Source organism: Bradyrhizobium embrapense (genome assembly GCF_001189235.2).
Lineage (GTDB): Bacteria > Pseudomonadota > Alphaproteobacteria > Rhizobiales > Xanthobacteraceae > Bradyrhizobium > Bradyrhizobium embrapense.
The window spans coordinates 253,936-277,680 of record NZ_LFIP02000001.1 but is presented as its reverse complement, the minus strand read 5'-3'; the positions used below and the strand labels follow the sequence as shown (position 1 = coordinate 277,680).

Here is a 23,745-nt window from a genome sequence, read left to right as displayed (position 1 = left end):
CTGCAAGGCTCGTACCAGTGCGACCCGTGTCGGCAACGTGCGACGTGCGCGCTAGCTTGTTGGGGACAATTCGGCGCATGCCGATCGATCGAATGAACAGGGGGCTCGCGGCCGCAGCGCTGCTCGCGTCGATGCTGGCGCTGAGCGGGTGCTCGAGCACGATCGCCGATATGGCCATGCCGGCCGATGCGCCAGCGCGGCAAAAGGATGCCAACGGCTACCTCCCGGTCCACGATATTCCGCCCGACCGCGCCGATCCGACCATCAAGCCGGCGGATCAGGCCAAGATTGAGCAGGAGTTGATTGCCGCACGCGATCGCCAGGCCCAGGCTCAGGCCGCGACGGCCGCCCAAAGCGGGAAGTGAGCGCGCCAGTTTGGCCGATCAGCGCTGGCGCCGCCCGGCGTCCGTGCTAAAAGAAACCCAATTCAACCGCAGATCCGGCCGCAGCCCCCTGATCGTGCGCCTGAATTCGCCCTAAGTCATTGATTCAGTGCGATTTCTGTAAGAGGCCAAGCCGGCTTCCGCAAATCTACCAAGGGGGACGATTCTGGCATCGCGGTTGTCGGAGCAAGGGTCCCATGGAAGATTTTTACCGCATTCGCCGTCTGCCGCCTTACGTCTTTGAGAAGGTCAACCAGGCCAAGGCGGCCGCGCGCAATGCCGGGGCCGACATCATCGACATGGGCATGGGGAACCCCGACCTGCCGACCCCGCCGCATGTGATCGAGAAGCTCAAGGAGACGCTAGGCAAGCCGCGGACCGACCGCTACTCGGCCTCCCGTGGCATCAACGGCCTGCGCAAGGCCCAGGCCGCCTATTATGGGCGCCGCTTCGGGGTCAAGCTGAACCCCGATACCCAGGTGGTTGCGACGCTCGGCTCGAAGGAGGGATTCGCCAACGTCGCGCAGGCGATCACCGCGCCCGGCGACGTCGTGCTGTGCCCGAATCCGAGCTACCCGATCCATGCGTTCGGCTTCCTGATGGCGGGCGGCGTGATTCGCTCGGTGCCGTCGGAGCCGACGCCGCAGTTCTTCGAGGCGGTCGAGCGGGCGATCCAGCACTCGATTCCGAAACCGATCGCGCTGATCGTCTGCTATCCATCGAACCCGACCGCCTATGTCGCGGACCTCGACTTCTACAAGGATCTGGTCGCGTTCGCGAAGAAGCACGACATCTTCATCCTGTCGGATCTCGCCTACGCGGAAGTCTATTTCGACGAGAACAATCCGCCGCCGTCGGTGCTGCAGGTGCCCGGCGCGCTCGACGTCACGGTCGAATTCACCTCGATGTCGAAGACGTTCTCGATGGCCGGCTGGCGCATGGGCTTTGCGGTCGGCAATGAGCGCATCATCGCGGCGCTGGCGCGGGTCAAATCCTATCTCGATTACGGCGCCTTCACGCCGGTCCAGGTGGCGGCGACCGCCGCGCTGAACGGCCCCGATGACTGCATCCGCGAGATGCGCGACACCTACCGCAAGCGCCGCGACGCGCTGGTCGAGTCATTTGGCCGCGCCGGCTGGGACATTCCGCCGCCGCAGGCGTCGATGTTCGCCTGGGCACCGCTGCCCAAGGCATTCGAGACGGTCGGCAGCATGCAGTTCGCGACCCTGATGGTGGAGAAATCCGGCGTCGTGGTGTCGCCCGGCGTTGCATTCGGCGAGCATGGCGAAGGCTATGTCCGCATCGCGATGGTGGAGAACGAGCAGCGCATCCGGCAGGCCGCGCGCGGCGTGCGCCGCTTCCTTGAAAGCGGCATCGAAACGTTGCACAACGTCGTTCCTCTCGCCAACCGACGCTAATCCTTCCAGGTTGCTTTATCTCATGGTCGCACCCCTGAACGTGGGCATAGCGGGGCTCGGCACCGTCGGTGCCGATGTCGTCCGCCTCATCGAAACGCAAGGACGGGCGCTGGCCGAGCGCAGCGGCCGGCCCGTGCGCGTCGTCGCCGTCGCCGCGCGCTCGAAAGCCAAGAAGCGCGGCCTCGACCTGCGCGGCGTCGCCTGGGCGAAGAGCCCGCAAGCGTTGGCCGAGGATCCCAACATCGATTGCTTCGTCGAGTTGATGGGCGGCGCCGGCGATCCCGCGCTGTCCGCGATCGAGACCGCGCTGAAGGCCGGCAAGTCGGTCGTGACCGCCAACAAGGCGCTGATCGCCAAGCACGGGCTGCGGCTTGCCGCCGCGGCCGAGAAGCACGGCGGCGCGCTGAATTTCGAAGCGGCGGTCGGTGCGGCGATCCCGGTGATCAAGACGCTGCGCGAGGGCCTCGCCGGCACCAGCGTCAACCGCGTCTACGGCATCCTCAACGGCACCTGCAACTACATCCTGACCCGGATGGAGCAGGAGGGTTTGTCGTTCGAGGAATGCCTGAAGGACGCCCAGCGGCTCGGCTATGCCGAAGCCAACCCTTCATTCGACGTCGATGGTCACGACACCGCGCAGAAGCTTGCGATCCTGGCGAGCCTCGCTTTCGGAACCAAGGTCGCGGAAAGCGCGGTCTATGTCGAAGGCATCTCCTCGATCACGCCGGAAGACCTCAAGGCCGCATCGGAACTCGGCTACCGTGTCAAACTGCTCGGGGTTGCCGTGCGCACCGCAAAGGGCATCGAGCAGCGCGTGCATCCGACCATGGTGCCCAAATCATCCTCGATCGCGCAGGTGATGGGCGTCACCAATGCCGTCGCAATCGACGGCGAGGGGATTCCCCCGATCACGCTGGTCGGCCCCGGCGCCGGCGGTGGCGCGACCGCCTCGGCGGTGGTCGCCGACATCGCCGATGTCGCCCGCGGCATCCGTGCCAAGCCGTTCGGGCGTCCAGTGGAGCGGTTGCGCGACACCACCAAGGCGCCGATGGAACGCCACGAGGGTGGCTACTATATCCGCCTGATGGCGCGCGATCTTGCAGGCACTGCCGCAACAATCGCCACCCGGCTCGCGGAACAGAAGATATCTCTGGAGTCCATCGTGCAGCGGCATCCGGATGGCGTCGATGTGAACGGAGCGGCCAAAAAACCTTCACCGGTCCCGGTCATTCTGATTACCTATGCGACCAGCGAGGATGCGGTGCATCGTGCGCTGGCCGCAGTGCAGCGCGATAAGGTCATCAGCGGCCGGCCGCAGGTGATCCGGATCGAGAAAAACTAGCGCATGGCCTGAACGGGTCGGGCGTGAGACGATTGATGCGGGCAGGCTGGCCTGTCCCAAAGGCTTAAGGAGTACGCCGATGTCGACCCATATTTCCGTTCCGCCGCAGATGCTGCTCGAGCGCATCCTGACGCTCGAAATCGTGCGCGTGACGGAGCGCGCGGCGGTGTCGGCCGCGCGGCTGCGCGGCCACGGCCAGGAGAAGGCCGCCGACAAGGCCGCGGTCGACGCGATGCGGCGCGAGCTCAACAAGCTGCCGATCGAGGGCACGGTGGTGATCGGCGAGGGCGAGCGCGACGAGGCGCCGATGCTGTTCATCGGCGAGAAGGTCGGCCTCAATGCCGGCCCCAAGGTCGATATCGCCGTCGACCCGCTCGAAGGCACCACGCTGTGCGCCAAGAACATGCCGGGCTCGATCGCCACCATGGCGATGGCCGACGGCGGCACGCTTCTCCACGCCCCCGACGTCTACATGCAGAAGATCGCGATCGGTCCGGGCTACGCCAAGAACGTGATCGAGCTCGACGCGCCGCCGGCCGACAACGTCCGCCGGCTCGCCAAGGCGAAGGGCGTCGATCCCACCGCCATCAACGTGCTGGTGCTCGACCGTCCGCGCCATGCCGACATCATCAACAGCGTGCGTTCGACGGGCGCTGCCGTGCAGCTGATCACCGACGGCGACGTCGCCGGCGTCATTCACTGCGCCAAACCCGATGAGACCGGCGTCGACATGTATATCGGCACCGGCGGCGCGCCCGAAGGCGTGCTGGCAGCCGTCGCGCTGCGCTGCATCGGCGGCCAGATGCAGTGCCGCCTGATCCTCGACACCGAGGAGAAGCGCGAGCGCGCCCACAAGATGGGTGTCCTCGATCCGAAGATGATCTATGGCATCGAGGACATGGCCAAGGGCGACTGCCTGTTCGCCGCCACCGGCGTCACCACCGGCTCGCTGCTGTCAGGCGTGAAGTTCAAGAAGGACGTGATCGAGACCGAGACGGTCGTGATGCGCTCCGTCACCGGCACCGTGCGCTACATCAAGGCCGAGCACCGCCAGCTGGAGAAATTCCACCTGGATTGACAGACACGTCATTCCGGGCCTGCGCCAAGAGGTGCATCCCGGAATGACGAGGAGAGATCTAGCGCAAGCAAGAACAACAAAAGGGGAAGCACCCATGTCCGATCTTTCCGGCGTCAAGGCCCTGGTGTTCGACGTGTTCGGCACCGTGGTCGACTGGCGCACCAGCCTGATCAACGATTTCACGACATGGGGCGAGAAGCGTGGGATCAAGGCCGACTGGACGGCGCTGGTCGATGGCTGGCGCGCGGTCTACGCGGCCTCGATGGACGAGGTGCGCAAGAATCCGCAGAACGGCTACGTCATCCTCGATGAGTTGCACCGCCGCTCGCTGGACAAGCTGGTCACGCAGTTCGACATCAAGGGCCTCTCCGAGGACGATTTGCAGCATCTGACGAAGGGCTGGCACCGCCTGCACGGGTGGCCCGACAGCGTCGCCGGACTGACCCGGCTGAAGAGCAAATACATCATCTCGCCGCTCTCAAACGGCAACGTCGCCCTGCTCACCAACATGGCGAAGTTCGCAGGCCTGCCCTGGGACCTCGTGATGTCGGCCGAACTGTTCGAGCACTACAAGCCCGATCCGGAAACCTATCTCGGCGCCGCGAAGCTGCTCTGCCTGCCGCCGGAGCAGGTGATGATGGTCGCTGCGCACAATTACGATCTGAAGCATGCCCAGAAGCACGGCCTGAAGACGGCGTTCGTGGCGCGGCCGACCGAATACGGTCCGTTGCAGAAAGTCGATTTCGAGGCCACCGGAAGCTGGGACATCGTAGCCAAGGATTTCGGGGAAATCGCCACCCGGATGGGTTGCTAGAACTGGCTTGGGATTCATTGAGGCGCTACGATTCCTGCCTGATTGGAAAGGAATCATGACGCTCCACGCATCCGCATTGCCCGTCGAGGTGCCGCAGGCGTTCCTTGGCGTGGCGCGGTCGCTGACCGGAAAGCTCTGGCGCGACCGGCTGGATGCGCGCGGGGCGGCGCGGGCGCTCGCCATCGTGCAGCGGCACAATTTGCCGGAAATGCTGGCCCGCGTGCTGGCCGGCCGCGACGTCGCGATCGACGAGGTGCCTGATTTCCTCGATCCGACCATCCGCAAGCTGATGCCGGACCCGCACACCGTCACCGAGATGGAGCATGCGGCCAAGCGGATCGCGGATGCCGCTGTCCGTGGCGAGAAGGTCGCGATCTTCGGTGACTACGACGTCGACGGCGCGACCTCGGCGGCGTTGCTGACCTGGCATCTGCGCCATTGCGGGCTGGACCCGCTGATCCACATCCCAGACCGCATCTTCGAAGGCTACGGTCCGAACGTCGACGCCGTCCGCGCCCTGGCGGCCAAGGGCGCGACGCTGCTCGTCACGGTCGATTGCGGCACCACCAGCATCGAGCCGCTGGCGGAAGCCAGGAAGCTCGGCATGTCGGTCGTGGTGATCGATCATCACCAGACCGGCGACGAACTGCCCGAGGTCGACGCGCTGGTCAATCCGAACCGGCCCGACGACCTCTCCGGGCTCGGTCATCTCGCCGCCGTCGGTCTGGTGTTCGTCACGTTGGTCGCGGTGAACCGCGAATTGCGCCAGCGCGGCTTCTGGACCAGCGTGATGCCGGAGCCCGACCTGCTCAGCGTGCTGCATCACGTCGCGCTCGGCACTGTCGCCGACGTCGCGCCGCTGATCGGGCTCAACCGCGCCTTCGTCGCCAAGGGTCTGATCGCGATGCGGCGCCGCGACCATGTCGGCCACACCGCGCTGATGGATGTGGCGCGGCTCAATGGCCCGCCGGAGGCCTGGCATCTCGGCTTCATGCTGGGGCCGCGCATCAATGCCGGTGGCCGCATCGGACGCGCCGACCTCGGCGTGCGGCTGCTGCTCGAAGGCGATGTCTCGGAGGCCGCGCGGATCGCGGCCGAGCTCGATCGCCTCAATGCGGAGCGGCGGGTGATCGAGCAGGCGGCCGAGGCGCAGGCCGAAGCCGAGGCGCTGGCCGCGCTCGGGCTCGAGGACAAGGGCGCCGTCATCGTCACTGCGGCGGAAGGCTGGCATCCCGGCGTGGTCGGGCTGGTCGCGGCGCGGCTGAAGGAGAAGTTCGCGCGTCCGGCGTTTGCGATCGCGCTCGAGCCGGGCGGCATCGGCACCGGATCGGGCCGCTCGATCGGCGGCGTGGACATCGGCAAAGCGGTGCGGCAGGCGGTGCATGACGGCCTTCTGATGAAGGGCGGCGGCCACGCGATGGCGGCCGGCGTCACGCTACGCAAGGAGAAGCTCGCCGAATTCCGCGCCTACATGGAAAGCGCGCTGGCAGCCGACGTCGCCAACTCGCGCCACGAGAACGAGCTGTTCATCGATGGCGCCGTGACGGCGCGCGCGGTGACGCCGGAATTCGCCGCGACGCTCAATCGGGCGGGACCATTTGGCGCCGCCAATCCGGAGCCGGTGATCGCGCTGCCGTCGCATCAGCTGGTCTATGCCGACGAGGTCGGGCAGGCGCATTTGCGGCTGCGCTTCAAGTCCGGCGATGGTTCCATCGTCAACGGTATCGCATTCCGCTCGGTCGGACAGAAGCTCGGCAGCGCCTTGACGCAAAATCGCGGCCAGCAATTGCACGTGGCGGGCTCTCTGGCAGTCGACCGTTGGCAAGGCACCGAACGTGTGCAATTCCGTGTCCTCGACGTCGCGGCACCGGATCAGGGCCCGGCGGTGATCAGATAAGAAACGTCGGGAGTGGACATGGCAGGACAGGTTGAAGGCAAGGTCGCGCTGGTGACCGGTGGCGCGTCGGGTATCGGCGAGGCGATCGTCGAATTGTTCGCGCAGGAAGGTGCGACGGTCGTTGCGACCGATATCGACGAGTTGCGGGGACCCGAGCTCGCCGCGCGGCTCAAGAAGGCCGGCCGCGAGGTGCTTTTCCTGCCGCAGGATGTCACCAGCGAGGAGCGCTGGATCGAGGTCGTCGCCGAAATCGGCAAGCGCTATGGCCGCCTCGACATCATGGTCTCCAACGCCGGCATCGGCATCGGGGCGCCCTCGATCGTCGAGATGTCGCTCGCGGACTGGCGGAGGCAGACCGCGATCAATATCGACGGCGTGTTCCTGTCGGTAAAGCATTCGCTCCCGCTGATGCGCAAGACTGGCGGCGGCTCGATCATCATGATGTCGTCGCTGGCCGGCCTGCGCGGTGCAGCGACGCTCTCCGGCTACAGCGCGACCAAGGGCGCGGTGCGGCTGTTCGCCAAGTCGATCGCGATGGAATGCGCGCAGGTGAATGACGGCATCCGTGTCAACTCCGTGCATCCCGGCATCATCGACACGCCGATCTGGGGCAAGATTCCGACAGGCGCGACGGGCGCCGGCCAGAACGCACCGATCGATCCTGAGGAGCGCGCCAGGTTCGCCACGCCGCTCGGCCGCGCCGGCCAGGCGATCGAGATCGCGCAGGGCGTGCTCTATCTCGCCTCGGATGCGTCGCGCTACGTCACCGGCACCGAGCTCGTGATCGACGGCGGCATGAACGCCGGCGGCGTGGTGCGGCAGCCTGCGAAATAGTCTCCGTCATTGCGAGGAGCGAAGCGACGAAGCAATCCATAGTCCCGCGTACGCGGAGAGATGGATTGCTTCGCTCCGCTCGCAATGACGGCGGCGGCTATCCGCCTTGCCGCAGCCGCGCCAGCACCTTGAGCCCGCCGTAGCCATCGGCGGGCAGCAGGCCCGCCTTGATTTGAAAATCCTTGATCGCCTGCATGGTGTCGTTGCCGACGCGGCCGTCGGTGCCGCCGGTGTCGAAGCCAGCCTTGGTCAGACGCGTCTGCATCTCCTGCACCTCGGCCAGCGTCAGCGCGCGCTCCGAGCCCGGGAACGGCTGGATGAAGGGCGGCCCGCCGAGACAGCGGTCGCCGAGATGGCAGATCGCCAGCGCGTAGTTCATCGACGGATTGTAGCTCTTTACCGAATTGAAGTTCGGGCCGAGCAGGAAGGCCGGGCCGCCGGCAACGGGAATCCAGAGCTGCGCCGACGCGTTCGGCTGCGGAAACGGTTGTCCGTCGGCGCGCACGACGCCGGCGCTGGCCCAGGCCGCATAGGTGCGACTGCCGCTGGCGCCACCGCCCGGCGCGCGGACCTCGTAGCCCCAGTGCTCGCCGCGGTGCCATTTGCCGCGATTGACCAGATACTTCGCGGTCGAGCCGAGCGCGTCGTCGGGACGGCCGAACGGCGAGACCTTGCCGTCGCCGTCATAGTCGAAGCCGACATTGAGCCAGACTTCCGGCATCCACTGCGAATGGCCCATCGCGCCGGCCCACGAGCCGTTCATCTCCTCGGGCGTGCTCCAGCCGCGCTGCACGATCTTCATCGCGTTGATCAGCTCGGTTTCCCAATAGGCCTTGCGCCGCGGCTCGTTCCAGGCGAGCGCGGCGAGGGAGGGAAACACCGGCGTCATGTGGTTCTGCTGCACCAGCGGATCGCCATAGGCGGATTCAACACCCCACAGCGCGAGCAGCGTGCCGCGCTCGACGCCGAAGTCGCGCTCGATCCGGCCGAACAGCGCCTCGTTCTTCTTCAGCGCCTCGCGGCCGTGGATGACGCGCCAGTCGGAGACGCGGCGGTTGATGTACTGCCAGATCTGCTCATGGAATTCGGGCTGGTTGCGCATCTGCTTGAACACGCTCATGTCGGGCTCGACCCGTCCCATGCAGCGATTCCAGGTCGCCTCCGAAATGCCCTTTGCCAGTGCGCGGGCGCGAAAATTGTCGCGCCACTGGTCGAAGCCAGCAGGCGTGGCTGCCAGTGCGCCGAATGGATTGGCGAGTGTCACGCCCGCGGCAAGTGCTGCCTTCAGCACGGCGCGGCGGGCAGGGAAATTCAAAGAATCAGGCTGTTTCATGCGCCCAGTCTAGCGGCGCCGTCCGGGTGGGCCAAAAGCCATGACGCCGCAAGAACTAGCTATCCTGCAAATCTGTGGCGATTTTTGACAGCCATTGCCGGACAATCTGTTCCGATCTGGCATCGAGGCTGGCGGCGAGCCGCCGCTCCTGGGCCTGGGCGATATGCCGGCATTTCTCCAGCAGCCCGGTTCCATGGCTGGTCAGCGTCCATTGCAGCACCCGGCCGTGCACCGGATGCGGCGTCTTGCGGATCGCGCCGTCGCGCTCGAGGTTGCGGATGATCACGCTGACGGTCTGCGGCGTCAGCAATGCCACCCGGGCCAGATCGGCGCCGGAGAGCCCCGGATAGGCTTTCAGCATCGTCAGCACCACGAATTGCGGGGACGTGACGCCGAGGTATTCGAGTTCGCGCTCCATCGACAGCCGCGAGGCGGCATGCGCCTGGCGCAGCAGATAGGCGAGATAGCCTTGTTCGCCGCGCTTGCCTTCGCCCGGCGGCGGGACCGCCGAGGCGGGCAGGGCGTCCGCTTCTGCTCCGCTCGCGACCTTGCCCGCCGGTGCTTTTCCCGCCGGCCACCGCGCAGCGGCACCGGATTTCCCACGTTTGTGCATTCCCGCCATGTTGCCTTCGCGAATGTCTGCGTCTTGCTCTATATCAGAGCTCTGATAATATGTCAGTATACTGATAACATGAGGCCAGGCCGATGTCACACGCCCGCAAGGAATATCTCGACTTCGAGAAGCTCGCGCCCGATGTCTTCGCCGTCGTGCGTGAGCTCGGCCAGTTCGCGGCGAAGGCCGGTCTCGACAAGCAGCTGCTGGAGCTGGTCAAGCTGCGCGCCTCGCAGATCAATGGCTGCGCCTTCTGCGTGCAGTATCACATCCTGCAAGGCGAGAGCCTCGGCGTCCCCACAGATAAGCTCAACCTCGTCGTGGTGTGGCGCGAGGTGGCGCAGTTCTCGGCGCGCGAGCGCGCGGCGCTGGCCTGGACCGAGGCGCTGACCACCTTGCCGAACGGCGTCAGCGACGCGGTCTATGCCGAGGTCACCGCTGAATTCTCGGAAAAGGAGCTGACCTACCTGACCTCGGCGATCGCTTCGATCAACGTCTGGAACCGGTTCGGCGCCGCCTATCGCTGGACGCCGCCGCCGCGCCGGCAGCGGACGGCCGCGGCGGCTTCGTGAGACGGCGCGAAAGCAATCGACAAGGGAGAACGGCCGATGACCTCGATGGCGATGACACCATCTCTTTCATTCGCGCGGCCGCCGCGCGCGGTCTCGCTGGCCGTGATTGCGGGGCTGGCGTCAGCTTTCGTAATCGGAAAAGCCTTGCCGACCCCGATGGATGCGATCTCCGCGGTGATCGCGCCGCTCTGCGCCAGCGCCAATGCGGCGTCGCCGCTCGACAAGGTCGAGGTCATCACCTCGCATGCGCTGCCCAACGTGGCTGGCAAACGCGTCACGGTGGTGCGCGTGTTCTATGGTCCCGGCGGCTTCACGCCGCCGCACCGCCATTCGGGCTCGGTGACGGCCTACATCAGCAAGGGCGAGATCCGCTCCCAGCTCGGCGGCGGGCCGGTCGAAACCTTCAAGGTCGGCCAGTCCTTCTTCGAGCCGCCGGGTTCGACCCACATGGTCTCGGCCAATGCCAGCACCACGGAGCCGGCGGAACTGATCGTGGTGTTCGTCGCCGACGAGGGCGCGCAACTGACCACGATGCTGGAATAGCCATCGCTGCGCACTGGACCAGTTTGCCGTGAAGTCCGCAGCAAACTGGACCTTGCAAGCGGAATTGGGCGTGGTGATTGATGGCGCTGCGGCGCCGACCGCAACGCGATGGCGCCGTTCGCGCGGCGGTCACCGAACAGGAGCAACCGATGGCCAATCTCAAGGGGCTTTCCGCCTTTCCGATCACGCCCTCGAACCGGGATGGGCAGGTCGACGCGGGAGCGCTTCGCGCATTGCTGGAGCCGTTGGTCGCGGCGAAGGTGGATTCGATCGGGCTGCTCGGAAGCACCGGCTCATATCCCTATTTCAGCCGCGACGAGCGGCGGCGTGCGGTGCAGGTGGCCGCCGCGCTCGCAGATGGCAAGACGCCGCTCCTGGTCGGCGTCGGTGCGCTGCGCACCGATGATGCGGTGAAGCTGGCGCAGGATGCGCGCGATGCAGGCGCGGCGGCAGGCCTGCTGGCGCCGGTGTCCTATACGCCGCTGACCGATGACGAGGTGTTCGAGCACTTTCAAACGGTGGCGCGTGAAAGCGGATTGCCGATCTGCATCTATGACAATCCGGGCACGACGCATTTTCGATTTACGCCTGACCTGGTCGGCCGTTTGAGTCACGTTGCAGGAATCGTCGCGGTGAAGAGTCCCGCACTGGACGCGGCCGCAGTGCCGGGCCATATCGCCGAATTGCGGGCTGTGGTGCCGAGCGGCTTCTCGTTGGGCTACAGCGCCGACTGGAACTGCACCGAGGCGCTGCTGGCGGGTGGCGAGACCTGGTACAGCGTTCTCGCGGGAGTGTTCCCCAAGATCTGCGTCGACATCGTCCGTGCCGTGGAATGCGGAGATGCCGCCGGGGCCCGGCAGCTCGACGCGAGGCTGCAACCGGTCTGGCAGCTGTTCAAGACATTCTCGAGCGTGCGGGTGGCTTACGCGATCGCCAATCTCAGGAGGATCTGTGCGGCAGAGCCTCCGCGTCCGATCCTGCCGTTGCCCCCGGATGCCCAGAACAAGGTCCGTGACGTGTTGGCCGGCATGGATTTCGGTTGATCGCATCGACGCGGTTCGCAAGGGCGTTCGCGGTCGCTCGACCGCCATGGTGGCTTCCATCGGTGCGTAAAATCGGCATAACCGTCGACAGGCGAGCTTGCTGACACGGAGGCGTTCGATGCGATTGCCGGTGGTTCTGTTGACGCTTCTGATCCCCGCGATGGCGTGGGCCGAGGAGCCCGTGACCAATGCGCCGGCGTTGTGGGGCAGTCCCACCGTCGACAACGGCGCCTGCTGCAAGACGCTCGGCGAGGTGCGCAGCAATATCGACCGGCTCGACCGCGAGATCGTCCGCCTGATGGCCGAGCGCGGCCGCTACGTCCATGAGGCCGCGCGCTTCAAGGCCAACCCCGCGCAGGTCGAGGCGCCGGAGCGCGCCGAGGCTGTCGTGAAGAAGGCGATGGCGCTTGCGGAAGCGGACGGGCTGTCGCCGAAGGTTGCGGAAGCCGCATATCGCGCAATGGTACGCGCCTTCATCGACTACGAGCAGGGCATCTTCGCAGACGCCGCGGCACGCGGCGATACGCCCTGGAAGAAATAGGCGAACGCGGCTCACCATGCGGGCCGCCCTCCAGCGCGTGCTCGCGGGTGCGTCGTTCGTCCTGATCGGCTTTATGGCCGGATCGGTCCCCGCGTTTGCCGACGTCCCGCTCCATAGCGTGTCGTTACTCACCAATCGGTTCGCAGTTGATACCGATTCTTCAGGCGGGTCGCCGTGACGCTCGTCGCGTGCTGGATCCGGTTGAGATCTGCACCGTCCCGTACCGATGCATGAAGGCTCCAGTCCGCATTCGCTGAGACGATTTCCACGTGGCATACGTGCTCCCCGCCGGGAAGACTGCGTATTTCGCGCAGCGCAATCAACTCGAGATCTCTTGCCGAAATTGGCGTTCTCATCATTGAGCCTCGCCATCCACACGTTGTCCCTGGGCAACCCGATCAGGCGGCCTGGGCCACCCGAGGGAGATCAGCGTACAGCCGTTCCAGGTTGCGCTTCTCTTCGTCGATCCTTCTTGCGAACTTCTCCCGTTCCTGATCCGATTTGGCAGTGTCGAGCAAGAACTGATAGTGACTGATTACCTTCTCGCTTCCGCGTATCAGAAACTGCGTCGTGCTCATGGCGAGGCGCCTTCCCATCTACCGACGCTCAGCGATGGCCGTTCATGCAATAGAGGTGTCATGTCGGCGGCCACGCCCCCATCGCCGAGGATTCCTCGGAAAGACGTCGTTCGATGAACTGGCGCTCAAGGTCGCTCAGCTTGGTGCTGAGTAACCGTCGATACCGTCGGATGTTGTTGCGATACGCCCGAAGCTGTTCGAGCCGGCGGTCGACGATCTCGCGCTTTTCCTGCCTTGCGCACCAGCGGGCTTCGATTCTGTCTACGATGTGTTTCGGAAGATTGATGTCGGTCATATCACCCTCCTACGCCGCCAGCGGACGCACCGTTGAGCGAAGTCGATTGGGCTTGCCGCCCGGCGGACGATGGGGATCGCTGTCGAGACGACATAGCGCGTCGAGAACAGCGTCGATGGTTACTGCTGATCGCTCTGTTGGCGCCCGCAAGTCCGGACGACACCGGACTGCGGCAGCACCAGAGGCCCATGACGCCAGGAGAGCGCGTTTTTCTTCCGTGGTCAGCGAGAGATCTGCCAGGACATCCCGGGGATGATTGAACCGCGCCTTACTGCGGTCAGGTCTCAAACAAATGACTTCGGCGGTCGTCGGCCGCATGTTTGCCTCCGTTCTAAGACGAGAATTGAATGTTGAGGCCGCGCTCGGCGTTCCGAACGCGGCTGCTTGTGTGTCACGCTGCAGCTGATTCGAGCTGTTGCGGCCGGTTCGGCTGCGTTGCGTTGATCGCGATCCGCCGCGGCTTCATCGCTTCCGGAATTTCGCGTGCCAGCTCGATCCTGAGCAGACCATTGTCGAACGCGGCGTTCTTCACCAGGACATGGTCCGCCAAGCTGAATTGCCGCCTAAATCGACGGGTCGAGATACCTTGATAGAGATAGTCGCGGTCTGCTTGTTCGACCTTGTTGCCCTCGACCGTCAGGACGTTCTGCTCGGCCGTAACCGAGATATCGTCCGGTGAGAAGCCTGCAACCGCGAGTGCTATCTGGTAGCGATCTTCGGCAAGTCGTTCGATGTTGTAGGGCGGGTAGTTGTCTTCGGTGGCCCGCTGAGCGGTCTCGGCCAGATCGAAGAGACGGTCGAACCCGATCGTCGACCGGAAGAGGGGAGAGAAATCGTGCGTGCGCATAGCCAAATCCTCCAAAGAGCAAGATGGGTATGAGAAGCACCGGACACGACCGGTGCCCGTTACGCCTGGACCCGACCGGCGTCCAGGTGATCGGCCACGCGGACCGACGTGTCACGAATTAGATCGGGCTCAGAAAGTGTCAAGAGCTCTTCGCAAAAAAAAATACGACAGCATGTGAGCGCCCACTGCTCAAACCGTCGAGGATCTCCGCGAGTGTCTCGCAGACGTGTAGCCGGCGTTGATGGCATAGTCGATCGAGGGCAGCGGATCGACCGAGCCGCCGCCGGCCCACATCTTCGCGTTCCAGCTCTCGCAGAGCAGGGCGCCGGCCTCTCGGCTCAATACGCTGCGAGGATCGCCGTGACCGCTCTGGCACGCGGAGCTTCTTCATCAGCGCTCTGCGAATAGGGGGTGATGTTTCGTGGCTATCGTCCATGATCGCGCCGCAGCCATCCTGCAGGCCGATGTGACCCACGGGAACGGAAGTTCCGGAAAGTGGTGTCGACGGAGCCATGGCCATGGCTCCCAGGCTAGCGGCGGCTGCACGATTTCGGAATAATGGAAAAATACCCCTGAGTTGCCCGACGTGTCAAGTTGCCGTGTCCGATGACGGCAGCCTCCGGCTACTTTGCATGGGGTTGTTTTCGATATTTTGGCAGTGCGCCCGCGAACCGCGGTTCGCTCGCCCTAATTGCCGCCGCCTTCCTGGGTGTCGATGCGATGCACGACATCGTCGGGCAGGGCATGGGCCACGGCGGCCGCAGGCCCCGGCTCCGGTCCGATCTCGCGGCCGCGGCCGCGGATCAGTCGCTCATAGGCCGACACCAGCGTGGTGTAGGGATTGACCCAAAGCCAGCCGTCGCGTGTGAACACCTGCACGTCGAAATGCAGATGCCGCGACGTGCCGTTGGGATGGTCGAGATAGTTCGAGACCACGCCGATCTTCTCGCCCTCGCTGACCTGGCGTCCGTTGAGCAGGCCGTCGGCATCCATCACCGACGGGTTCATGTGCATGTAGCGGAAGCGGATATGCTCGGTGCTGGTGTTGACCTGCAATGTCGCGGCCTGTTGCTGCGCCGAGCGGATCACGATGCTGTCGCGCACCGCGACGACCGCCTGCTGCCTGGGGTCGCAAGTGTTCTTGCTGTCGGCCGGACACGCGCCCGGTCTGATATCCTGGCCCTGATGGCCGTAGCCGCTGGCGCATTGGCCGACCTCGAAGCTGCGCGCCTCGCAGAAATTGTCCTGCCAGGGATACTCGTCGACCACAGCGCCTGCCTTGCGCCTGGCGAAGGATTGCGAGTGCGCGAAGGCCGGCGCTTTCTGCAGCGGAAAGCGGATCTGCGAGTACACCGTGAAGTCGGCGTGGCCACCTTGCTGCCTGCGGCTGCCGCTGCCCGCGACGATGTCGCCGCTCGGGCGGTAGGTGAAGTCCGCCGACTGAGCGAGCGGCCGCTCGGCGATGCCGGAGGCGACGTCGCTGCGCGGCCGCGACGGCTCTCCGCCGGCGATGCGCAATGCCTTCAGGAAGCGCTCGGCGACTGGATAGGCCTCGCGGCAGGCCAGCCGCTTCGGCCGCGGCGCGCTGTCGAGGCACTGGATCGAAACGACATAGGGAATCCCGAAGCGGGTGAAGGCGTAACGGACATAGCCTTCCCGGATGAAGCGGCGCAGGTCCGGAAACTGCGCGGCCAGCGTCTTGACCGGTTCGCCCTTGCCGCCCAGCCGGTCGGCGAAGTCGTAGACCAGGATCGAGCCCGAGATCTGCACCTCGACCGGTTTTGCAAAGGTCCGCGGCGGCATGCCGTCGCCAGCGCCCGGGTCGAGCGAGAACACCGCGTCATAGCCCGACGCGCCGGCGTGAAAGACGTCAGCCGCGCGGAAGTCGGCCTGGTAGCGTGCGACCGGCAGGCTGGCCGGTGCGCCGTTCTGTCGGGCGTCGAGATAGCCTGCGGGGTCGAACGGCAGCAACACCGGGATCGGGCTGCGCCCAATGCCGGGGAACAGCGGCGACGTCACCGCGTTCAGCTGCACCAGCGCGGGCACGGCGCGCGGATCGGAGGCCGGAACGCGGCGCTGTCCGGCGAATGTGAAGCTGGCGGCGATGGCCGGGCGGGAGGTGATCTCTTGCCGGAGCTGGTCGAGCACCGAGCGCCATTCGACCCGCATGGCCGAGATCGAAGGCGTCCGGAATTCGTCGGCATGAGCGCCGGGAGGAGGCAAGAGCAGGGGTGCCAGCCAGCAACTGATGAAGCTGACGACCGTCCTGTTCACCGCACTCCCCGGGTCATGTCTGATCGTGAGAGACTAGAGCAAGTTTCGGAAAAGTGTGCAGCAGTTTTCCGGAAAGTTTGAGCTTTAACAACAGCCTGATGCGCGGTGAAGGTTCGTTGCGAATACCACCGCGCCTCGCGCTCGAATCCTTGCGCTCGATCCGTGGCTCAATCCTTGGCGCGTTCGACGTAGGAACCGTCCTCGGTCATGACGACGATGCGCGTGCCGGTGGAGACGTGCGGCGGCACACCGGTGCGGATGCCGTTGGACAGCACCGCGGGCTTGTACGACGAGGAGGCGGTCTGGCCCTTGGTGACGGGCTCGGTCTCCACCACTTCCAGTGTCACGCGCTGCGGCAGCTGGATCGCGACCGGATTGCCTTCGTGCATCGAGAGCTTCACGGTCATGTTCTCCTGCAAATACGGCGCAGACGAGCCGACGATCTCCTTGGAGACCTGGACCTGGTCGTAGCTGTCGTTGTTCATGAAGTGGAAGCCGTCGGCGTCCTCATAGAGGTAGTTGTAATTGTGGTCCTCGACGGTGGCCTTCTCGACCTGGTCGGTGGTCTTGTAGCGCTCCGACACCTTCACGCCATCGCCGATGCGGCGCATTTCGATCTGGCTGACGGGCGTGCCCTTGCCGGGATGAATGTTTTCGGCGGAGAGGACCACATAGAGCTTGCCATCCTGCTCGATGATGTTGCCCTTGCGGATGGAACTGGCGATGACTTTCAAAGGTGTTTTCCTGAATTTGAGAAGCGGGGGCGCAAACCGGACCGGCAGCCCCTCGGCCGTGGCGGCGATTTCGGGCTGCAACATACTGATTTGTCCCTGAGATGCCAGTCTTTTGCGGCCGAATTCGGCAGTTTGCCGGCCGTTCCAGCCGCCCGAATCCAGGCCGCTAGCCGAGGCTGCGCATGGACAATGCGGGCTTCTTTCGACAAGAAGGGACACGCTTCGCTGAGTTCCGCTGCGACCAAGGGCGTGTCGACCATGTATTCGTATGGAATCAAGGATTTGCGCCGGGCTCTTCATTCGGAGCGGTGGCTTGTTGATGTCGAATCCACAACCGTCGGGGTTGCCGGTCGATGACAGCCCATGACCAGCCCTCGGCGTGGTGGACGCCGTCAAGGTACGCAGACCGCAGGCCCTTCCTGCAGGCGCGGACCGCGATCACGCGGGCGCTCCGGGTCTGGTTCGAGGAGCAGGGCTTTGCCGAGGTCGAGACCGCCATCCTGCAGATCTCGCCGGGCAACGAGACGCATCTGCACGCCCCGCGCACCGAGCTCAGGCGCCCCGATGGCTCAGCTGCGCCGCGCTATCTGCGCACCTCGCCCGAGTTCGCCTGCAAGAAGCTGCTCGCCGCCGGCGAGCCAAAGATCTACGAGTTCGCGCGGGTGTTCCGCGATCGCGAGCGCGGCGACCTGCATCTGCCTGAATTCACCATGCTGGAATGGTACCGCGTCAATGCCGGTTACGACGCCATCATGGCCGACACGATCGTGGTGATCGCCCATGCGGCGCAGGCGACCGGGATCGGCCGGTTTTCCTTCCGCGGCAGGACCGCCGATCCGTTTGCCGAGCCGGAGCTGCTGACGGTTGCCGCAGGTTTCGAGCGCTTCGCCGGCATCGACCTGCTCGCCACGATCTCGGGCGGCGAGGGCGACCGAACGGTGCTGGCGTCTGCCGCGCGGGAGCGGGTGCGGATCGCCGATGACGACACCTGGTCTGATATTTTCAGCAAGGTGCTGGTCGAGCATGTCGAGCCTCATCTCGGGCAGGGCCGCCTGACGGTGCTGTTCGAGTATCCATCGCCGGAGGCTGCGCTGGCGCGCACCAAGGCGGGCGAGCCGCGTGTCGCCGAGCGCTTCGAGGTCTATGCCTGCGGGGTCGAGCTTGCCAACGGCTTCGGCGAATTGACCGATGCGGCCGAGCAGCGCCATCGTTTCACCGCAGCGATGGACGAGAAGGCCCGCCGCTACGGCGAGCGTTACCCGCTCGACGACGATTTCCTTGCCGCCGTCGGCCAGATGCCGGAAGCGAGCGGCGTCGCGCTCGGCTTCGACCGGCTGGTGATGCTGGCGAGCGGCGCGCCAAGAATTGACCAGGTGGTCTGGACGCCACCTGCAGGAGAGCCATGAACAGGATCGATCCGAAACTTGCGGCGACGCTGCGCCAGCCGCGAGAGCTGGCCGATGCCGGCCTCGTGCCGCTCGCAGCACTTGCCGAGCTCGAACAGGTGGCTGCGCGCTACGCGGTCGCGGTGACGCCGGAGCTCGCGGCGCTGATCGACCCGGACGACGCCAACGACCCGATCGCGCGGCAGTTTGTCCCGAGCGCTGACGAGCTCGTGGAGCAGCCGGGCGAGAACGCCGATCCGATCGGCGACGATGCGCATTCGCCGGTCGCCGGCATCGTGCATCGCTATCCGGACCGGGTGCTGTTCAAGCTCGTCCATGTCTGCGCGGTCTATTGCCGGTTCTGTTTCCGGCGCGAAATGGTCGGGCCGGGCAAGGCCTCGGCCTTGTCCGACGATGCCTACCGCGCCGGGCTGGAGTACATCCGTGCCCATCAGGAAGTCTGGGAAGTGATCCTGACCGGCGGCGATCCCTTGATGCTGTCACCGCGCAGGCTGTCCGAGATCATGGCCGATCTCGCTGCCATCGATCATGTGAAGATCATCCGCCTGCACAGTCGCGTCCCGATCGCCGATCCCGAACGCATCACGCCCGACATGGTCGCTGCGCTACGGGTCGAGGGGGCGACGACCTGGATCGCGATCCACGCCAACCATCCGCGTGAACTCGCCGCCAATCCCCGCGCGGCGTGCGCGCGCCTTGCCGACGCCGGCATCCCGTTGGTGAGCCAGTCCGTCCTGCTGCGCGGCGTCAATGACGATGCCGCGACGCTCGCGGCGCTGATGCGCGCCTTCGTCGAGTGCCGGATCAAGCCCTATTATCTGCATCACGGCGACCTTGCGCCCGGCACCGCGCATTTGCGCACCACGATCGAGGCCGGGCAGGACTTGATGCGGGCATTGCGCGGACGCGTCTCCGGATTGTGCCAGCCGGATTACGTGCTCGACATTCCCGGCGGCTACGGCAAGGCGCCGATCGGTCCGACCTATTTGTCGCAGCCAGCTTCCCGCGAACGTGAAGATTCGCCGGAAAGGCAGTACCGCATCGTCGATTATTGCGGCGACGTTCATCTCTACCCGCCGCAATCCTGAGGGGTGATGGGCGGGGCTGGGGATGGACGGCAGCAGCCACCCGAGGACGAGGGCGGCCGCAGCGTGGAAAATGCTGTGATGTTCGGCTTCTTTGTGGTGCTGGTCGCCGCGGCAATCTGGCTCCTTGGCGCGATGGCCGATATACGGAAGGTCCAGGATTGCGCAGCGCAAGGGCGACGCAACTGTGCTACCGTCGAGGTGCCGGAACGGGCGCGATAGGATTGAGAAGCGGAGACGCGAGATGCGGAAGACAGTTTTGTTGATGGCTCTGATGGCGGTTGCGGTTGGAGCGCCCCAGGTTGGAACGTCCCAGGCATGGGCGCAGCAGCAGGGCGGATCGTCCTCCATGCAGAAGAATTCGGGCGGCGTACCGGAAGCGCCGATCGGACATCGTCAGCCGCGCCGCGGCGACGTTGGCAATGAGAAGAATATCAGCGATCCGAACAGTCAGGCCAACAAGGAAGACGCGGCGCTCGACAAAAAGATCAAGAGCATCTGCCGCGGCTGCTAGGCTGCGGAAGAGATCGGCGGAGCGCGATGCACGCACGCTCCGCCGGCAACGCTCAATCCGTCCGGCCACGTCAGGCCGAACGCTCCTGCAGTCCGTCACGCCGCACGCTGCGCCTGGCGTCGACGGCATCGGCCAGCCGCTTCAGAACATCCGCCGTTGTCGCGAGATCGATGCAGCCGTCGGTGATGCTCTGGCCGTAGGTCAGCGGCTTGCCCGGCACGACGTCCTGACGTCCGGCAACGAGGTTGCTCTCGATCATCACGCCCATGATGCGCTGCTCGCCGCTTGCGACCTGCTTGGCGATGTCGGCGGCAACGACCGGCTGGTTCTCCGGCTTCTTGCTGCTGTTGGCATGGCTGGTGTCGATCATCAGCCGCGCTGCGACACCGGCGTGGCCGAGCTCGATGGCGGCCGCATCGACGCTCGCTGCATCATAGTTCGGCACGCGTCCGCCGCGCAGGATGACATGGCAGTCCTCGTTGCCGCTGGTCGCGGCGATCGCCGAACGGCCACCCTTGGTGACCGCCATGAAATGATGCGGGTGCGAGGCCGACTTCACCGCGTCCGCCGCGATCCGCACACCGCCGTCGGTGCTGTTCTTGAAGCCGACCGGGCACGACAGGCCGGACGCCAGCTCGCGGTGGATCTGGCTCTCGGTGGTGCGCGCGCCGATCGCGGCCCAGGAGACCAGGTCGGCGATGTATTGCGGCGTCGTCATGTCGAGGAATTCGGTGCCGGCCGGCAGGCCGAGATTGTTCACGGCCGACAGCACGTTGCGGGCGAGCCGCAGGCCCTTGTTGATGTCGAAGCTGTTGTCGAGATCGGGGTCGTTGATCAGCCCCTTCCAGCCGACGGTGGTGCGCGGCTTCTCGAAATAGACCCGCATCACGATCTCGAGGCGGTCGGTGAGCCGTTCGCGCAGGCTGGCGAGACGCTCGGCATAATCGACGGCCGCCGCGGGATCGTGAATGGAGCAGGGGCCGACGACGACCAGCAGGCGGTCATCGGTGCCGTTCAGGATCGCGTGGATGGCGTTGCGGGCGCCCATCACGACGCGGGTCGCCGTCAGGGTGCGCGGGACCTCCCGCATCACCTCTTCGGGCGTGCTCAGCTCTTTCAATTCCTTGATGCGAAGATCGTCTGTCGTACTCAACACGGCTGGCTCCTTTGGATTTTTGGGACCTGCCGGCAAACAAAAAGCCGCCAGGTCTGGCGGCTTGTTTTGGACGTTTGCTGCAATTCTTCAGATTGAGCGCGATCCTCCTGCCGCCAGCGAGCTGTCGTAGCTAAAGTACCAAAAATAGCTGGTGGCGACGGTGATCATGGGCGGCTCTATAGCCCAGGGATTTCGACCTGTCACCCCTCAAATCCGGGAGGGGAGCCAGTTCGCCGTCAGGTGTTGCGCGCGGCCAACGCCATACCTATGAGGGTGGCGCCGCCGAACATCAGATTGAGGCCGACCAGAAGCCCGATCGCCCAGCCCGCCGACTCAGGCAGGCCCGCGATGATGAAGAAGGCGACGAGGATATCCATCAGGCCGGCGATCAAGAGCCAGGACCAGCGTCCCGACAATTCGCGGCGGTGCTCCAGCGCGTACATAATGGTAGCGACGCCCTCGGCGACGAAATAGGCGCCGATCACGATAGTCAGCGTCAGCACGCCCTGCATCGGGTGGGCGAGCAGCACCATGCCGGCCAATGCGGCGAGCGCGGCCGAGATCAGCGACCACCAGAAGCCCGGTATGTTGCGCGCCCAGAAGGTCACGATCAGCCCACCGATGCCTGAGATCAGGAACATCCAGCCGAGGAAGACCGTGACGGCGAGGCTCGCGAATGTCGGCACGATCATCGCCGCGATGCCGAGGATGACGAGCAGCATGCCTTCGAACAGGAACGCCTTCCAGTGCTGCTTGACCGCCGCCTGCATCTCCGATCGCAGTTTGTCGAGATCGTTGGACAGGGTCATCACGGCTCTCCAAATCTGCAACTGAAAAGTCTGCAACGGCAAAGTCTGCGGGCGTGCAGCGTATCCTAGCTCTGGCCCGGCGCGGACGGAAAGCCCTCCGCGGCGGTTCGCATCCGGTTGCGGCCGAGGAAATACACGGCGGTGGTCGCGATCAGCAGCGCCAGCCCGATCAGGATCGAGGTGAAGCCGATCGGGACCAGGATGAACGACGCATTGCGCTCGGGATTGACGTACCAGTGATGCAGCGACGTGAGCAGGAAGGCGACTCCTGCAAAACCGGCGCCGCCGCCGACCAGCAGCAGCGCCCACATCCGCCGCAACTGGCTGAGCCGCTCGCGCGCAACGTCGGTGCGCGGGGCATGATGCCGGCCGAGGCGGCGCACCAGGCGGATCGCAAAGCCGATCGAGGAGAAGCCGACCAAGACGCTCGCCGAACCGAGCAGCAGGCGCGTGGTCGGGCTAAGATCGGGAATCCGCTGCAGCGAGAGCAGCGGAAAGTCGAAGGCCGCGTGCAGCAGGACGGGCGCGACCAGCACCAGCGTCCAGTTGGTGATGCGCGCCCAGTCGCGGTGACCCCGGTACGCGCCAAGCGCGCCACCCGAGCGCGCAATCGCAAGGTAGGCGCCGGCGATGATGCCGAGCGCGCCGTGAAACGGCACGGTGAGCACGCTGCGCAACGCCGCAAGCGCGCGCCACATGTCCTTGTGCTGAACGAGATAGGCGAGGTTCTCGTAAGCCGCAAATCCGAGGCCCGCGGCCGCGCCATAGACCACCGTATCCATCGGATCGGCGAAGGCGCGCCGCCGCGTCGAAATCACGACGATGACGAGAACCTTGACGATCTCCTCCGGCGCCGCGACACCGAACAGCGCGCGGACCGCCTGCGTCGCCCAGGGATTGTCGGGAATGGCGAGCAGCGCGTTGAAAGGAATTCGCGCCAGCCCAAGCAGCGAGATGCTGGCCGCGCCGAGCACGAAGGCGAGCCAAACCTGCACCGGCGGCCCCGGACGCTCGTCGGCGGCAATCACCAGCCACAGCACTAGCAGTGCGGGTGCGATGGCGGCAGCGCCGATCACAGTCGGAAGCGACTCAAGCAACAACATGAGCCGGAAGGCCCCTTTTATGGCACCAAAGCGATGCGTATTGAAGAAATGGCAGCAAGTTCAGCGGATTGCAAATCAGACAACCGGGAAATCGGCTCGGCTGATGCCGTTCTCGTGTCCAATATGCCACGGTTGCCGGCGAAAGCGCGGCGTGAGCCTCGATCGGCTCAAAGCAAGGGCCGACGGCCGGCTGCCGGGCAGTTCCTGGCAGCGAAACGCCCCGTGCGGCGTACCAGGCGCAGAACCTCAGCACCGAACTGTGATCGGGTGACGATCCGTCGGTCCAGCCAGCCAGCTTGCTTGAATGCCGCGAGCGGCGCGCCGACGTCGTGTCGGGGTGAGATCGGGGGCACAGCGAGGTGGCTCTCGGCACGATGAGATCACCGACCCGCAGATGGGGCGAACTTCACGGCGCGTGGCCGCAGCGCGACGTGGTGGCGGCAAGTTTCGGCACCGCGTGGCTTTCCGTGGGCTATAATGTCGCGGGCAAGGCGACTGATCCGGTAAAAGCTAAAGATGTCTTCGATTGATTC

Annotated in this window: 27 protein-coding genes; 16 read left to right on the top strand and 11 right to left on the bottom strand. The window is 65.3% G+C overall.

What is annotated here, in order from left to right; genetic code table 11:
• Positions 1 to 77 precede the first annotated feature (77 nt).
• The 7 genes from AKN83_RS01715 to AKN83_RS01685 all read left to right on the top strand — a co-directional run bounded on the left by AKN83_RS01715 (position 78) and on the right by AKN83_RS01685 (position 7,766).
• A complete protein-coding gene (locus AKN83_RS01715) occupies positions 78 to 365 on the top strand; it encodes a hypothetical protein (RefSeq protein WP_050400584.1) in 288 nt (95 codons plus the stop codon).
• A 215-nt stretch (positions 366 to 580) separates the two neighbouring features.
• Positions 581 to 1,801 (top strand): LL-diaminopimelate aminotransferase, encoded by a 1,221-nt coding sequence (locus tag AKN83_RS01710; protein ID WP_050400583.1) that lies wholly within the window; start codon positions 581 to 583, stop codon positions 1,799 to 1,801.
• 22 nt (positions 1,802 to 1,823) lie between these two features.
• The gene (locus tag AKN83_RS01705; RefSeq protein WP_050400582.1) at positions 1,824 to 3,143 is read left to right on the top strand and encodes a homoserine dehydrogenase; all 1,320 of its coding nucleotides are present in this window, start codon (positions 1,824 to 1,826) and stop codon (positions 3,141 to 3,143) included.
• A 79-nt stretch (positions 3,144 to 3,222) separates the two neighbouring features.
• Positions 3,223 to 4,221 (top strand): class II fructose-bisphosphatase, encoded by a 999-nt coding sequence (glpX, locus tag AKN83_RS01700; RefSeq protein WP_050400581.1) that lies wholly within the window; start codon positions 3,223 to 3,225, stop codon positions 4,219 to 4,221.
• Between the two features lie 94 nt (positions 4,222 to 4,315).
• Entirely contained in the window at positions 4,316 to 5,035 is a 720-nt protein-coding gene (locus AKN83_RS01695; RefSeq protein WP_050400580.1) for a haloacid dehalogenase type II, read from the top strand.
• A 55-nt stretch (positions 5,036 to 5,090) separates the two neighbouring features.
• Positions 5,091 to 6,932, top strand: a complete 1,842-nt coding sequence (gene recJ / locus AKN83_RS01690; protein ID WP_050400579.1) for a single-stranded-DNA-specific exonuclease RecJ — start codon at positions 5,091 to 5,093, stop codon at positions 6,930 to 6,932.
• 18 nt (positions 6,933 to 6,950) lie between these two features.
• Positions 6,951 to 7,766: an SDR family NAD(P)-dependent oxidoreductase gene (locus tag AKN83_RS01685; protein ID WP_050400578.1), complete on the top strand. Its 816-nt coding sequence runs from the start codon at positions 6,951 to 6,953 to the stop codon at positions 7,764 to 7,766.
• 97 nt (positions 7,767 to 7,863) lie between these two features.
• Here AKN83_RS01685 and AKN83_RS01680 read toward each other — a convergent pair whose 3' ends face one another.
• Positions 7,864 to 9,099 (bottom strand): lytic murein transglycosylase, encoded by a 1,236-nt coding sequence (locus AKN83_RS01680; protein WP_050400577.1) that lies wholly within the window; start codon positions 9,097 to 9,099, stop codon positions 7,864 to 7,866.
• Between the two features lie 55 nt (positions 9,100 to 9,154).
• Positions 9,155 to 9,721: a MarR family winged helix-turn-helix transcriptional regulator gene (locus AKN83_RS01675; protein WP_050400576.1), complete on the bottom strand. Its 567-nt coding sequence runs from the start codon at positions 9,719 to 9,721 to the stop codon at positions 9,155 to 9,157.
• An 83-nt stretch (positions 9,722 to 9,804) separates the two neighbouring features.
• Between AKN83_RS01675 and AKN83_RS01670 the strand changes: the two genes are divergently transcribed.
• The 4 genes from AKN83_RS01670 (at position 9,805) to AKN83_RS01655 (ending at position 12,411) form a co-directional block, all read left to right on the top strand.
• The gene (locus AKN83_RS01670; protein ID WP_050400575.1) at positions 9,805 to 10,284 is read left to right on the top strand and encodes a carboxymuconolactone decarboxylase family protein; all 480 of its coding nucleotides are present in this window, start codon (positions 9,805 to 9,807) and stop codon (positions 10,282 to 10,284) included.
• 36 nt (positions 10,285 to 10,320) lie between these two features.
• A complete protein-coding gene (locus AKN83_RS01665) occupies positions 10,321 to 10,827 on the top strand; it encodes a cupin domain-containing protein (RefSeq protein ID WP_050400574.1) in 507 nt (168 codons plus the stop codon).
• A 149-nt stretch (positions 10,828 to 10,976) separates the two neighbouring features.
• Positions 10,977 to 11,870, top strand: coding sequence for a dihydrodipicolinate synthase family protein (locus AKN83_RS01660; RefSeq protein WP_050400636.1), 894 nt, complete (start codon positions 10,977 to 10,979; stop codon positions 11,868 to 11,870).
• Positions 11,871 to 11,988: 118 nt separating this feature from the next.
• Complete coding sequence (locus AKN83_RS01655; RefSeq protein WP_206600772.1) at positions 11,989 to 12,411, top strand: chorismate mutase; 423 nt, start codon at positions 11,989 to 11,991, stop codon at positions 12,409 to 12,411.
• A 398-nt stretch (positions 12,412 to 12,809) separates the two neighbouring features.
• Here AKN83_RS01655 and AKN83_RS01650 read toward each other — a convergent pair whose 3' ends face one another.
• The 6 genes from AKN83_RS01650 to efp form a co-directional block, all read right to left on the bottom strand.
• Entirely contained in the window at positions 12,810 to 12,989 is a 180-nt protein-coding gene (locus tag AKN83_RS01650) for a hypothetical protein (protein ID WP_050400573.1), read from the bottom strand.
• 58 nt (positions 12,990 to 13,047) lie between these two features.
• On the bottom strand, positions 13,048 to 13,284 hold the full coding sequence (locus AKN83_RS01645; protein ID WP_050400572.1) for a hypothetical protein: 237 nt from the start codon (positions 13,282 to 13,284) through the stop codon (positions 13,048 to 13,050).
• A 391-nt stretch (positions 13,285 to 13,675) separates the two neighbouring features.
• On the bottom strand, positions 13,676 to 14,131 hold the full coding sequence (locus AKN83_RS01640) for an Hsp20 family protein (protein WP_050400571.1): 456 nt from the start codon (positions 14,129 to 14,131) through the stop codon (positions 13,676 to 13,678).
• Between the two features lie 189 nt (positions 14,132 to 14,320).
• Positions 14,321 to 14,473: a hypothetical protein gene (locus AKN83_RS40890; RefSeq protein WP_157113162.1), complete on the bottom strand. Its 153-nt coding sequence runs from the start codon at positions 14,471 to 14,473 to the stop codon at positions 14,321 to 14,323.
• Between the two features lie 345 nt (positions 14,474 to 14,818).
• A complete protein-coding gene (locus tag AKN83_RS01635; protein ID WP_050400570.1) occupies positions 14,819 to 16,405 on the bottom strand; it encodes a M23 family metallopeptidase in 1,587 nt (528 codons plus the stop codon).
• Positions 16,406 to 16,572: 167 nt separating this feature from the next.
• On the bottom strand, positions 16,573 to 17,139 hold the full coding sequence (efp, locus tag AKN83_RS01630; RefSeq protein WP_050400634.1) for an elongation factor P: 567 nt from the start codon (positions 17,137 to 17,139) through the stop codon (positions 16,573 to 16,575).
• Between the two features lie 353 nt (positions 17,140 to 17,492).
• On the opposite strand from efp, the gene epmA reads away from it, so the two are divergent.
• The 4 genes from epmA to AKN83_RS01610 all read left to right on the top strand — a co-directional run bounded on the left by epmA (position 17,493) and on the right by AKN83_RS01610 (position 20,144).
• Complete coding sequence (gene epmA, locus AKN83_RS01625; protein ID WP_050400569.1) at positions 17,493 to 18,545, top strand: EF-P lysine aminoacylase EpmA; 1,053 nt, start codon at positions 17,493 to 17,495, stop codon at positions 18,543 to 18,545.
• Positions 18,542 to 19,633 (top strand): lysine-2,3-aminomutase-like protein, encoded by a 1,092-nt coding sequence (locus AKN83_RS01620; protein ID WP_050400568.1) that lies wholly within the window; start codon positions 18,542 to 18,544, stop codon positions 19,631 to 19,633. The genes epmA and AKN83_RS01620 overlap by 4 nt, the downstream gene beginning before the upstream one ends.
• A gap of 78 nt (positions 19,634 to 19,711) precedes the next feature.
• Complete coding sequence (locus AKN83_RS40400) at positions 19,712 to 19,852, top strand: hypothetical protein (protein ID WP_244521862.1); 141 nt, start codon at positions 19,712 to 19,714, stop codon at positions 19,850 to 19,852.
• Between the two features lie 22 nt (positions 19,853 to 19,874).
• The gene (locus AKN83_RS01610; protein ID WP_050400566.1) at positions 19,875 to 20,144 is read left to right on the top strand and encodes a hypothetical protein; all 270 of its coding nucleotides are present in this window, start codon (positions 19,875 to 19,877) and stop codon (positions 20,142 to 20,144) included.
• A gap of 70 nt (positions 20,145 to 20,214) precedes the next feature.
• Here AKN83_RS01610 and AKN83_RS01605 read toward each other — a convergent pair whose 3' ends face one another.
• The 3 genes from AKN83_RS01605 to AKN83_RS01595 form a co-directional block, all read right to left on the bottom strand.
• A complete protein-coding gene (locus AKN83_RS01605; RefSeq protein WP_050400565.1) occupies positions 20,215 to 21,300 on the bottom strand; it encodes a 3-deoxy-7-phosphoheptulonate synthase in 1,086 nt (361 codons plus the stop codon).
• Between the two features lie 236 nt (positions 21,301 to 21,536).
• Entirely contained in the window at positions 21,537 to 22,109 is a 573-nt protein-coding gene (locus AKN83_RS01600; RefSeq protein WP_050400564.1) for an HdeD family acid-resistance protein, read from the bottom strand.
• A 65-nt stretch (positions 22,110 to 22,174) separates the two neighbouring features.
• Entirely contained in the window at positions 22,175 to 23,212 is a 1,038-nt protein-coding gene (locus AKN83_RS01595) for a PrsW family glutamic-type intramembrane protease (protein WP_050400563.1), read from the bottom strand.
• Between the two features lie 374 nt (positions 23,213 to 23,586).
• Here AKN83_RS01595 and AKN83_RS40395 point away from each other — a divergent pair, with 374 nt between their 5' ends.
• Positions 23,587 to 23,742: a hypothetical protein gene (locus AKN83_RS40395; protein WP_172803464.1), complete on the top strand. Its 156-nt coding sequence runs from the start codon at positions 23,587 to 23,589 to the stop codon at positions 23,740 to 23,742.
• The last annotated feature ends 3 nt before the right edge of the window (positions 23,743 to 23,745 follow it).